At 69.5% G+C, this 10,769-nt stretch carries 11 protein-coding genes; 9 read left to right on the top strand and 2 right to left on the bottom strand.

Annotated features, from left to right (window positions below; all coding sequences use genetic code 11):
- The 3 genes from ftsZ to ACFE71_RS05440 form a co-directional block, all read left to right on the top strand.
- The coding region (gene ftsZ, locus ACFE71_RS05450) for a cell division protein FtsZ (protein ID WP_375427794.1) at positions 1–1,512 on the top strand (1,512 nt) is incomplete at its 5' end.
- A 138-nt stretch (positions 1,513–1,650) separates the two neighbouring features.
- Positions 1,651–3,804: an SPOR domain-containing protein gene (locus ACFE71_RS05445; protein WP_375427793.1), complete on the top strand. Its 2,154-nt coding sequence runs from the start codon at positions 1,651–1,653 to the stop codon at positions 3,802–3,804.
- A complete protein-coding gene (locus tag ACFE71_RS05440; RefSeq protein ID WP_375427792.1) occupies positions 3,801–4,976 on the top strand; it encodes a deoxyguanosinetriphosphate triphosphohydrolase in 1,176 nt (391 codons plus the stop codon). The genes ACFE71_RS05445 and ACFE71_RS05440 overlap by 4 nt, the downstream gene beginning before the upstream one ends.
- 43 nt (positions 4,977–5,019) lie before the next feature.
- Here ACFE71_RS05440 and ACFE71_RS05435 read toward each other — a convergent pair whose 3' ends face one another.
- Positions 5,020–5,319 (bottom strand): hypothetical protein, encoded by a 300-nt coding sequence (locus tag ACFE71_RS05435; RefSeq protein ID WP_375427791.1) that lies wholly within the window; start codon positions 5,317–5,319, stop codon positions 5,020–5,022.
- A 63-nt stretch (positions 5,320–5,382) separates the two neighbouring features.
- Between ACFE71_RS05435 and argS the strand changes: the two genes are divergently transcribed.
- The 6 genes from argS (at position 5,383) to tatC (ending at position 10,417) form a co-directional block, all read left to right on the top strand.
- A complete protein-coding gene (argS, locus tag ACFE71_RS05430) occupies positions 5,383–7,107 on the top strand; it encodes an arginine--tRNA ligase (protein ID WP_375427790.1) in 1,725 nt (574 codons plus the stop codon).
- Positions 7,107–7,838: an SPOR domain-containing protein gene (locus tag ACFE71_RS05425; RefSeq protein WP_375427789.1), complete on the top strand. Its 732-nt coding sequence runs from the start codon at positions 7,107–7,109 to the stop codon at positions 7,836–7,838. The genes argS and ACFE71_RS05425 overlap by 1 nt, the downstream gene beginning before the upstream one ends.
- Before the next feature lie 55 nt (positions 7,839–7,893).
- Positions 7,894–8,898, top strand: coding sequence for a glycoside hydrolase family 3 N-terminal domain-containing protein (locus ACFE71_RS05420; RefSeq protein ID WP_375427788.1), 1,005 nt, complete (start codon positions 7,894–7,896; stop codon positions 8,896–8,898).
- Between the two features lie 61 nt (positions 8,899–8,959).
- Positions 8,960–9,193, top strand: coding sequence for a Sec-independent protein translocase TatA (locus ACFE71_RS05415; protein ID WP_375427787.1), 234 nt, complete (start codon positions 8,960–8,962; stop codon positions 9,191–9,193).
- Positions 9,194–9,224: 31 nt separating this feature from the next.
- Complete coding sequence (tatB, locus tag ACFE71_RS05410; protein ID WP_375427786.1) at positions 9,225–9,650, top strand: Sec-independent protein translocase protein TatB; 426 nt, start codon at positions 9,225–9,227, stop codon at positions 9,648–9,650.
- On the top strand, positions 9,647–10,417 hold the full coding sequence (tatC, locus tag ACFE71_RS05405; protein ID WP_375427785.1) for a twin-arginine translocase subunit TatC: 771 nt from the start codon (positions 9,647–9,649) through the stop codon (positions 10,415–10,417). Before tatB ends, tatC begins: the two co-directional genes overlap by 4 nt.
- 14 nt (positions 10,418–10,431) lie before the next feature.
- Here the strand turns inward: tatC and ACFE71_RS05400 are convergent, their stop codons facing one another.
- Complete coding sequence (locus ACFE71_RS05400; RefSeq protein ID WP_375427784.1) at positions 10,432–10,557, bottom strand: entericidin A/B family lipoprotein; 126 nt, start codon at positions 10,555–10,557, stop codon at positions 10,432–10,434.
- Positions 10,558–10,769 lie beyond the last annotated feature (212 nt).

The following is a 10,769-nucleotide window of genomic DNA, read 5'->3' as shown; positions in this document are numbered from 1 at the left end:
ATCGCCAACATGATGCGCGCCGACGTTCAGGGCGTCGACTTCCTGGTCGCCAACACCGACAGCCAGGCGCTGAAGCAGTCGATCGCGCCGCAGCGCATCCAGTTGGGCGCGAAGATAACGCAAGGACTGGGCGCGGGGTCGCGGCCCGAGATCGGGCGCGCGGCGGCCGAGGAGACGATCGATCAGCTGTCCAAGCTGCTCGAGGGCAGCCACATGTGCTTCATCGCGGCGGGCATGGGCGGCGGCACCGGCACGGGCGCGGCCCCCGTCATCGCCAAGGCGGCGCGCGACATGGGCATCCTGACGGTGGGCGTCGTCACCAAGCCGTTCTCCTTCGAAGGCAAGCGCCGCGCCAAGAGCGCCGAGGCGGGCATCGAGGAGTTGCAGAAGTATGTCGACACGCTGATCGTCATCCCCAACCAGAACCTGTTCCTGATCGCCAACGCCAACACGACCTTCAAGGAGGCGTTCGAGATGGCGGACGAGGTGCTGCAGCAGGGCGTGCGCGGCATCACCGACCTGATGGTCATGCCCGGCCTCATCAACCTGGACTTCGCCGACGTCCGTTCGGTGATGCAGGAGATGGGCAAGGCGATGATGGGCACTGGCGAGGCGGCGGGCGACAATCGCGCGCTGGAGGCCGCGCAAAAGGCGATCGCCAACCCGCTGCTCGACGGCGTGTCGATGCAGGGCGCCAAGGGCGTGATCATCTCCATCACCGGCGGCGACGACATGCGCCTGCTGGAGGTCGACGAGGCCGCGAACCACATCCGTGACCTGGTCGACCCCGACGCGAACATCATCTGGGGATCGGCCTTCAACCAGGACCTGGAGGGCCGCATTCGCGTGTCGGTCGTGGCGACGGGTATCGAGGCCGAGGCCCAGGTCGTCGCGCAGCCCGAGGCGACGCGCTCGTTCGGCTTCGGCCTGGCGCGCAAGAACGACGAGCCGCAGTCCTTCCGTCCGGCCGCCGCCGCGTCCAGCACGCCGACGACCGCGACGCGGGCTCCCGCACCGACACCCGCCGTCGTGGCGTTGAACGCGGCTCCGGCCGCGGCGGCTTCCACGACGTCGAACGCGACGCCGGCCACCCCGCCCGCGAAGGAGGCGTCGGCCGACTTCGCGACCGCCCAGGCGCAGGCCGCCGACGCAATGCCCGAGACGGCGGACGCGGCGAACGAGGAACTGGTGCTGGGCGCGGAGACGATCGTGCCGCAGGCACCCGGCGAGCGCGTCGACGGCTATGCGGGTCAGGCCGTGCCCGCCGTGCCGATCGCGCCCACCGGCGGAGCCGTGGACGACGCGGCGGCACGGCGTCGCTGGCTTGCGCCCGGCGCCGACGTACAGGCGACGGGCGAGACCACTCCGGCCGCTCCACGCGTCAAGATGGGCGGCACGTTGTTTGAGCGCATGTCCAACGCCGCCCGCGGCGTCCAGCGCGACGAGCAGACCCCCGAGGATAAGGATGCGCTGGACATTCCCCGCTTCCTGCATCGTCAGAATAACCAATAGGTCGAGGGCGGGGTCAGGTCGGGTGATAACAGGCCGGACGGGGATGTGCCGGTTCGCCGCGCACCGACCCCGCCCCGGCGTACATCGCCGTTCGCGTCATTGCCGGTTCACGCGGACTCCGGTCTAGGCGGTCGACCGATGCGGACCTTTTCTCACGTCGCCCTCGCGCTCTCGACGGCGCTCGCCGGACCCGCCGCCGCGCAGTACCGGACGCCCGCGCCGATCGTTCAGCCGCAGACGACCGCCGATCAGCTGTCGGCGGTCATGCGTCGTGTCGCGGCCGCGCCGACCGACATCCACGCGCTGCTTTCGGCGGGAGAGCTGTCGATCAAGCTGGACGACATGAGCGCCGCCGCCGCCTTTTTCGCGCGCGTTGACAAGATCGATCCGCGCAATGGCCGCGCGAAGGCGGGAATGGCCGCGATCCTGGTGCGTGCCGAACGGCCGGGCGAGGCGTTGCGTTATTTCCAGCTGGCCGAGGGCCTTGGGCATCCGGCGAGTCGATTCGCGTCGGACCGCGGGCTCGCGCTCGACCTGCTCGGCGAGCAGGAGCGGGCGCAGCGCGACTATCGGCTCGCGCTGCGAGGGGCGCCCGACGACGAGACGATGCGCCGGTACGCATTGTCGCTGGGCATCTCCGGCCGGCAGGCGCTCGCGCTGGAACAGCTGGAGCCGCTGACCAGGCGGCAGGACCGGGCGGCTTGGCGTGTGCGCGCGTTCGTGCTGGCGATGAACGGCGACGTGGCGGGCGCATCGAGGATCGCGGTGACGATGATGCCGCGCGGCATGGCGGGCGGGCTGCAGCCCTTCTTCGAGCGGCTGCCGACGCTGCCCGCCGCCGATCGCGCGTTCGCGGTGCATTTCGGCGAGGTGCGGCCGACCCCGGCGCGTCTGGCGGACGCGCGCATGAAGCCAGGTCTCGCGCCGCTCGGTCCCGATCCGTTCCCGGCGGTCCGGGTGGCGGGCGCGCGACCGGCGGCACCGCCGGTTGTGCTGGCATCGCGCGGGGGTAGCGGGCGCGGCCGTTCGCGCGGGGAGCGGCGGGTCGCTGGGCCCATGGAACGTCGCGGGGTCGTCGCGGCCGCCCCACGCGCGGTCGTTCCCGTCGCGCCTGGTATCGTCGCGTCCGTCGCGCCGCGTGTCACGGCCCCGATCCGACCGGATTTCGATATCATGCCGCGAGCTGTCGGGGGAGCGATCCCGTCGCGGTCCATGACTCTGACAGCCGGTACGCCGGTCCAGGCCGCCGCATCGCCAGCGACCGCGCCATCGATCCCGTCGAGCTATTCGCTTCCGGGGGCGATCGTCGCGCCGAGCGGCGGCGCGTCCGTGCGGCTTGCGGACGCGCCGCCGTTCGCCGTTCCGGCGCCGATCCAGGCGGCGGGCGCGGGCTCGTTCCCGATCTCGCCGTCTCCGGTCCTCGAGACCTCGTCGGCCGGGATGATCGCGCCGCCCGTAACGACGTCGAGCGTCCTATCGATCGCGGCGAACTCCAGCGCATCGGCGCGGGACCCCGCCGCCGGCACGGGCATGAATGGATCGGCCGAAGTCGCGCTTGCGCCCGCAGTGGGAACCGCACCTTCCGCCACGGACGCGACGAGCCCGGGCTTCGCGAGCCTCGCGCCCGCGCCGGTCACGGCGGTACGGAGCGAGGATTCGATCCTGGCGCGGATCGTCGCTTCGATCACGATTCCCGGCGCGGAGCTGGGCGTGGTGCAACCCGAGCGGCGGGGTCCGTCGGCGGTGACGGCGATCGAACCCGCCACCGCTCGGGTGCTCGCGGCGGGCGCGGCGAAGGCGGCGAGCCAGGCCGCCGATCGTGCGGCTGCGGCGCGCACGATCGCGACCGCGTCGAAGCGGCCGGCGGCCCGACCCGATCTCGTCGCTCGGAAGGGTCATATCGCCGCGACCGAGGTGGACAAGCCGAGGGCCGCCGCCGAGCGCCGCGCCGTTGGCCGAGCGAAGGCGGCGGAAGTCAACACGGCGGCGGTCAAGGCGGCTCCCGCCAAGGCCGACGGCGAGCCAGGGCGCATCTGGGTCCAGGTCGCGGGCGGGGCGAGCGAGAACGACCTGCCTCGCGCCTGGAACGCGGCGCAGAAGAAGGCGGCGGCCCTGAAGGGCCGCGCGGCCTTCGTGACGCCGCTTCGCGCGACCAACCGGGTCGTCACCGGCCCGTTCAAGACGGATGCGGAGGCGCGCGCCTTCGTGAACCAGTTGTCGCGCCAAGGCGTTTCGGCGTTCCAGTTCACGAGCGCGACGGGCCAGAAGATGACCAAGCTTTCCGCCAAATGACCGTACCGTCCGCATGCGCGTCGGACCCGGCGCGCAGCAGGGGACGCCGCCACGCCGAGATATCGGGCAGGCCCGGGGCCGAACGCGGCCCGCGCGACGCGTTCCAGCGCGACCGCGACCGGGTCGTCCATTCGATCAGCTTTCGCCGCCTACGCCACAAGACGCAGGTCTTCATGGCGCCCGACGGCGACCATTTCCGCGTCCGGCTGACGCACAGCATCGAGGTCGCGCAGATCGGTCGCGTGATCGCACGTGCGCTGGGCTTGAACGAGGACCTGACGGAGGCGCTGTGCCTGGCGCACGATATCGGCCACCCGCCGTTCGGCCATGCGGGCGAGGACGCGCTGAAGACGGCGTTGGAGGGCCGGGGCGGGTTCGACCATAACGGCCACACGCTGCGTGTCCTGACCGAGATCGAGCGACCTTATCCGCGGTGGAACGGTCTGAACCTGACTTGGGAGACATTGGAAGGGCTGGCCAAGCATAACGGCCCGATCCCCCAGCCCGGCTGGGCGCTGACGCGCGCCGACGCCGAGTATCCCATGCGGTTGGAGTGCTGGCCTTCGCTGGAGGCGCAGGTCGCGGCGGTCGCGGACGACATCGCCTACGACAATCACGACATCGATGACGGCTTGCGGGCGGGGCTGCTGACGCTCGACCAGCTGCTGGCGGTGCCGGTGGTGGAGCGAAGCTGGGCGACCGCGCGCGCGCGCTATCCCGAGGTCGAATCCGACCGGCTGCTCGGTGAGCTGGTGCGCGGGCAGATCGGGGCGATGGTGAACGACCTGATCGCCGAGACGGGGCGGCGCGTCGAGGCGTCGGGGGTCGCCGACGTCGCCGACATCCGGGCCGTGGGCCGCGCGTTGGTCGGCTTCTCCGATGGGATGCGCGAGTCGGAGCGCGACCTGAAGCGGTTCATGTACGCCAACCTCTACCATCACCCGCGCCAGGTCGCGGCTGCGAAGGCGGCATACCGGGTGGTGACGGGGCTGTTCGCGGCCTATCGCGCCGACCCCGACGCGCTGCCGCCCGAATGGCGCGCGCGATTGCCGGAGGCGGAGCCTTGGGCAAGCAGGCATATCGCTGACTTCATCGCCGGGATGACCGATCGGTACGCGGTGACCCGCTACCGCGAGGTGGTCGGGTCGATCGACCTGCCCGAGGGGTTCTGACGACCCGCCCAATCCCAATTTAGGATGTGGACAGGCGAGCGTCTTACCTGGGCCGGATGGCGAGCGCCTGACGCAACCTCGATTCCTCGGAAGCCACGGATTCGATGTATCGTTCGGGTGTCTGAGCCAAGTCCTCCAATGCTTCCGACAACGCGCCCATCATCACGTCGTCCGCTTCGGGGGTGCTTGCGGTACGGGACAGCGTCGTCACCGAACGGCCAGAGCCGCCGACGACCCGCGTCGCCCGGCGGTACAGCGTCACATGGACCCAGCAATAGGACCGTTCCGCCAACACCCCGTTGCTGCTGGTGATGTCGAGACCGAGCCCGGCGGCGGCGAGCAACGGCCAGAGGATGCACAGGGACCCGCGTTTCCTTTGAAGGCGGCTTGTCCTAAACGCTCGCGCATGACGCTTTACACCCGCTTCGCCCGGCATATCGATGCGGCGCTCGACGATTTGGCCGCCGCCGGGACGATCCCCTCCGACTTGGATCGCGCCAACGTGACGGTGGAGCCGCCCCGCGACCCGGCCCACGGCGACCTCGCCACGAACGTCGCCATGGTGCTCGCCAAGCCCGCGGGCACCAACCCGCGCAAGCTGGCCGACGCGATCGCGGAGGTGCTGGGGCGGCTGGACGAGGTCGCGTCGGTCGCGGTCGCGGGGCCTGGGTTCATCAACCTGACGTTGACCGACGATGCATGGCGAGGCGAGCTGTCCGCCATTGCCGACGCCGCCGACGATTACGGCCGCTCGCGGACCGGCGAGGGCACGACGGTCAACATCGAATACGTCTCCGCCAACCCCACGGGTCCCATGCATATGGGCCATTGCCGGGGGGCGGTGGTGGGCGACGCGCTGGCCAAGCTGCTGGAGTTCGCGGGCGCGCGGGTCATCCGTGAGTATTACGTCAACGACGCGGGGAGCCAGGTCGATATGCTCGCGCGTTCGGTCCACCTGCGCTATCGCGAGGCGCTGGGAGAGAGCGTCGCGATCCCGGAAGGGCTCTATCCAGGGGACTATCTGGTCGCGGTGGGCGAGGCGCTCGCGGGCGAGTTCGGCGACCGCTACGTCTCCGCATCCGAGGATGACTGGCTGGTCCCGTTCCGCACGCGCGCGGTCGAGGCGATGCTGGTCCTGATCCGCGCGGATCTGGCGCTGCTCGGCATCCATCATGACGTGTTCGCGTCGGAAGCCGCGGTGCAGGCGGCGGGCAAGCCGGAGGCGGCGGAGGCGGAGCTGCGCGCGCGCGACCTGGTCTATGACGGTGTGCTGGAGGCGCCCAAGGGCGAGCTGCCGGATGATTGGGAGCCCGTGGAGCTGCCGCTGTTTCGGTCAACCCGGTTCGGTGACGACCAGGATCGTCCGATCCGGAAGTCGAACGGGCAATGGACGTATTTCGGCGCGGACCTCGCTTATCATTACCAGAAAGCGCAAGGTGCCGACGCGTTGATCGATATCTGGGGCGCGGACCACGCCGGTACGGTCAAGCGCATCGTCGCGGCCGTGCGGGCACTCACCGACGGCCGGACGCGCTTCGACGTCAAGCTGATCCAGATGGTGCGGCTGCTGCGCGAGGGCGAGCCGGTGAAGATGTCCAAGCGCGCGGGCAATTTCGTGACGCTGGCCGACGTGGTGCGCGAGGTCGGGCGCGACGTGGTGCGGTTCACCATGCTGACCCGGCGGGCCGACGCGCAAATGGACTTCGACTTCGCTAAGGTGGTCGAGGCGTCGAAGGACAACCCGGTCTTCTATGTTCAATATGCGTACGCCCGGGTCGCCTCGCTGCACCGGCGCGCGCGGGAGGCCGGGATCGCGGGAGCGGCGGCGGACCTGTCCCGGCTTGATACGGCGGAGCTGGCGTTGGTGAGGCTCGCCGCTCAGTTCCCGCGCACGGTCGAGACCGCGGCGGCGACGCGCGAGCCGCACCGGATCGCGTTTTACCTATATGACTTGGCGGCGGCTTTTCACGGCTGGTGGAACGTGGGCAACGACGACCCGACACGGCGTGCGATCCAGTCGGAGGATCATGAGCTGACGCGCGCGCGGCTGTTTCTGAGCGCGGCGATCGGGCAGGTCATCCGTAACGGGCTGGCGATCATGGGCGTGGCCGCGGTCGAGGAGATGAACTGATGGCCGGGCAGATGAATCTGCGCGACGAGGACCGGCTGCCCTGGCTGGAGACGGTCGAGCCCGACGAGCAGCCGCCGTCCGATATCGGCCGGACGATCGCGCTGTCCCTGTTGGCGCTCGGGCTGCTGGTGGCGGTCGGGTTCGGCATCGCCCATTGGCAACGGAGCCGGGGCGGAGCGGCCGACGGCGCGCTGATCGCGGCGCCGACGGGTGATTACAAGGTCAGGCCCAATGATCCCGGCGGGCTGAAGGTCGAGGGCGAAGGCGACACGGCGATCGCCACCAGCGCCGGCGCGGGCGCGGGCAACGGAGCCGTCGATCTAAGGGCGGTACCAGAGGCGCCGGTCTTGGCGGAGCGTGGCACCCGGCCCAAGACGAGCCCGTCGTCGACGGCGGGCCGCAGCGCGGTCGCACAGGTTCCTATGTCCGGTGGAAGGCTGGTCGCCGCCGCGCCGATGGCGTCGTCGCATGGCAACATACCCGGCGCGGTCGGGGGAGGCGCGCTCGTCCAGCTCGGCGCGTTCCCGAGCGAAGGCGCGGCGAACGGGGCGTGGGGCAATTTCGCCAAGCGGTTCGGTTATCTTGCGGCGCTGGGCAAGTCGGTGGAGCCCGCCGAGGTGAATGGGCGCACCGTGTACCGGCTGCGCGTCAACGCGGGCAGCGCCGATCAGGCGACGGATATCTGTGGTCGGCTGCGCGTGGCGGGCGAGGGCTGCTTCGTCACGAACTGACGTCCGAGCCGACGGTGGTGGCGCGTCCGCGCGGATCGGGCTAACGCTTTCAAGTATGAAGCCCGTAATCTTCGGCCTGTCGGGGCCGGTCATCACGCCCGACGAAGGCGCTTTTTTCCGCGCCGCCGAGCCGGTCGGGTTCATCCTGTTTCGGCGAAATGTCGAGACCCGGGCGCAGCTTTCCGCGTTGACCGACTCGCTCCGCCAGCTGACCGGGCGGGCGGACGTGCCCATCCTGATCGACCAGGAGGGTGGACGTGTCGCGCGCATGGGGCCGCCCGAATGGCCCGCCTTTCCCGCCGGACCCGTTTTCGACCGGTTATACGAGATCGCGCCGATGTCGGCGATCCAGGCGGCGCGCGCGAATGCGCAGGCGCTGGGCCTGATGCTGTCGGAGGTCGGGATCAACGTCGATTGCCTGCCGCTCCTCGACGTCGCGCGGCCGGACACGACCGACGCGATATCGACGCGCACCTACGGCAGCGAGCCGATGCGGGTCGCCGCGATGGGTCGCGCAACCCTGGACGGTTTGGCCGCGGGCGGCGTGGTCGGCGTGATCAAGCACATGCCGGGCCACGGGCGCGCGGTCGTCGACACGCACCACCACCTACCCACCGTGACCGCAAGCGAGGAGGAGCTGGAGGTCGACCTCGAGCCGTTCCGCTCGCTCGCTCACGCGTCGATGGGCATGACATCGCACATCGTGTTCGACGCGTGGGACCCCGACCGGCCTGCGACCCTGTCACCGATCGTGATCGAGCAGGTGATCCGCGGGCGCATCGGCTTTGACGGGCTGCTCATGACCGACGATATCGATATGAAAGCACTGTCGGGCACCGCCGGGCAAAAGGCGGTGGGAGCGGTCGCGGCGGGGTGCGACCTGGTGCTCGATTGTTGGGCCCGGATGGCTGAGATGGAGGACATCGCGGCGTCGTTGGGAAATGTCGGCGAGCGGTCGCGCGCGCGGCTCGACGATGCGATGGCCACTATCACGCCGCCTGAGGGGGAGTTCGACGAGCTGATCGCGCGTCGGGACGCCTTCCTCGAGCTCGTCAGATAGCGGCGGTGGCAAAAGCGGGCGCGACGCCTTAGATGGAGCATATTGCCACGGGAGATTCGTTATGGGCGGTTTCAGCCCCATCCACCTGCTCGTCCTCGCGGTCGTCGCGATCCTGCTGCTCGGCGGCGGTCGATTTTCCAGCTTGATGGGCGACGTCGCCAAGGGCGTTAAGAACTTCAAGAAGGGCATGGTCGAGGAAGACGACGCGTCCAAGCCCACGGGCCGCATCGAGACGACCAAGGTCGTCGAGCCCGGCATCGACCGCGAAGGCGCGCGCGTTCGCGACGATCGCTGATCGCTCACTTCCTGTTTGAGGCTCGGCAGGCATGTTCGACGTAGCGCCTACCGAGTTCCTGCTCGTCGCGGTGATCGCGCTTATCGTGATTGGGCCTAAGGATTTGCCCAAGGCGATGCGCGTCGTCGGTTACTGGGTTGGCCGCATGCGCGGCGTGGCGCGCCAGTTCCGGTCGGGTTTCGACACGATGGTGCGTGAGGCCGAGCTCGAGGAGATGGAGAAGCGGTGGGCTGCGGAGAACGAGCGGATCATGCGCGAACATGCCGCGACCGAAGGGTCGGTGCCGGTGCTGGAGGGCGAGGATGAGCCGAAGGTTACCGAAGCGCCGGTCATAGCGGCGACGCCCGCCCACGAACCCGGATACGCGGCCGGCGAGCCGATCCGAGTGGAGGAGCCCGTTGTACGCCCCACGCCGAATAAATCGGCGCTCCCGCGCGGCGACGGGGTGACGTCGTGAGCGACATCGACGAGAGCCGCGCGCCGCTCATGGACCATATGCTGGAATTGCGGCGGCGGCTGCTCTATTGCCTCGCCGCCGTGATCGTCGCGTTCGCGGCTTGTCTGTATTTCGCCCGACCGATCTTCGGTTTCCTGCTGCAGCCGCTGCTGGCGGCCGGGCAGGACACGGTCATCTACACCCAGGTGTTCGAGGCGTTCTTCGTCGAGATAAAGGTCGCGTTCTTCGCCGCGTCGATGGTGTCGTTCCCGATCGTCGCCAGCCAGATGTGGCAATTCATCGCGCCAGGCCTTTACCGCAAGGAACGGCGCGCGGTGTTGCCGTTCCTGTTCGCGACGCCCGTGCTGTTCGGCATGGGTGCGGCGATGGCCTATTACGTGGCGGTCCCCACCGCGCTTCACTTCCTGCTCGGCTTTGACGGGGAGGTCGGCGGCGTGAAGCGCGAGGCGCTACCCGCCATCGGTTATTACCTGTCCTTCATCATGCAGTTCCTGTTCGGCTTCGGAATCGCGTTCCTGCTGCCGGTGCTGCTGATGTTCCTCGAACGCGCCGGCGTCGTGACGCGCAAGCAGCTCGTCGGCGCGAGGCGATACGCGATCGTCGGTGCGTTCGCGATCGCGGCGGTCCTGACGCCGCCAGATGTCGGATCGCAGCTGTTGCTCGCGATCCCACTATGCATCTTGTACGAATTGGCGCTCGTCGGAATCTGGATCACCGAGCGCCGCAGGGCGAAGGGCTCGGCCGCGACCGACGTGGCGGTCGACTAACCGAGCCCGGCGAATCAGTCGCCCGCCTTCTTCACGGCCTTGCCCGCCGATTGAAGATCCTCGCCGGCACCGGCGACCGTGTTGCACGCGGCGACCAACATCATTCCAGCGACCAGCACCGAACCGATCAACTTACGCATAGGGAAATCTCCAAGAAACCGGGCGTCATCGCCGCTGGGGAGAATGATCCGGAGCGAGGATCGTTCCGGTCGCGGACCGAACGATGCGCAATCGCGACATGGTCTGATAACCGGTGAGACCCAAAGGTCAAAAGGCCCGGAAGCGCCACCGGGGGGGGGGGGGGGGGGGGGGGAAACAGTGCGGGCCCGCCCCCTGGGAGGCGAGGGGGGGG

Origin of the sequence: uncultured Sphingomonas sp. (assembly GCF_964237155.1) — a bacterium.
Taxonomy (GTDB): Bacteria; Pseudomonadota; Alphaproteobacteria; order Sphingomonadales; family Sphingomonadaceae; genus Sphingomonas.
This window is presented reverse-complemented; position numbering and strand designations above follow the sequence as displayed.

What these genes read in the sequence shown, in the direction of transcription:
- ACFE71_RS05445 (WP_375427793.1), top strand. Translation starts at nt 1,651, where the DNA reads ATGCGGACCTTTTCTCACGTCGCCCTCGCGCTCTCGACGGCGCTCGCC.
- ACFE71_RS05440 (WP_375427792.1), top strand. Translation starts at nt 3,801, where the DNA reads ATGACCGTACCGTCCGCATGCGCGTCGGACCCGGCGCGCAGCAGGGGA.
- argS (WP_375427790.1), top strand. Translation starts at nt 5,383, where the DNA reads ATGACGCTTTACACCCGCTTCGCCCGGCATATCGATGCGGCGCTCGAC.
- ACFE71_RS05425 (WP_375427789.1), top strand. Translation starts at nt 7,107, where the DNA reads ATGGCCGGGCAGATGAATCTGCGCGACGAGGACCGGCTGCCCTGGCTG.
- ACFE71_RS05420 (WP_375427788.1), top strand. Translation starts at nt 7,894, where the DNA reads ATGAAGCCCGTAATCTTCGGCCTGTCGGGGCCGGTCATCACGCCCGAC.
- ACFE71_RS05415 (WP_375427787.1), top strand. Translation starts at nt 8,960, where the DNA reads ATGGGCGGTTTCAGCCCCATCCACCTGCTCGTCCTCGCGGTCGTCGCG.
- tatB (WP_375427786.1), top strand. Translation starts at nt 9,225, where the DNA reads ATGTTCGACGTAGCGCCTACCGAGTTCCTGCTCGTCGCGGTGATCGCG.
- ACFE71_RS05400 (WP_375427784.1), bottom strand. Translation starts at nt 10,557, where the DNA reads ATGCGTAAGTTGATCGGTTCGGTGCTGGTCGCTGGAATGATGTTGGTC.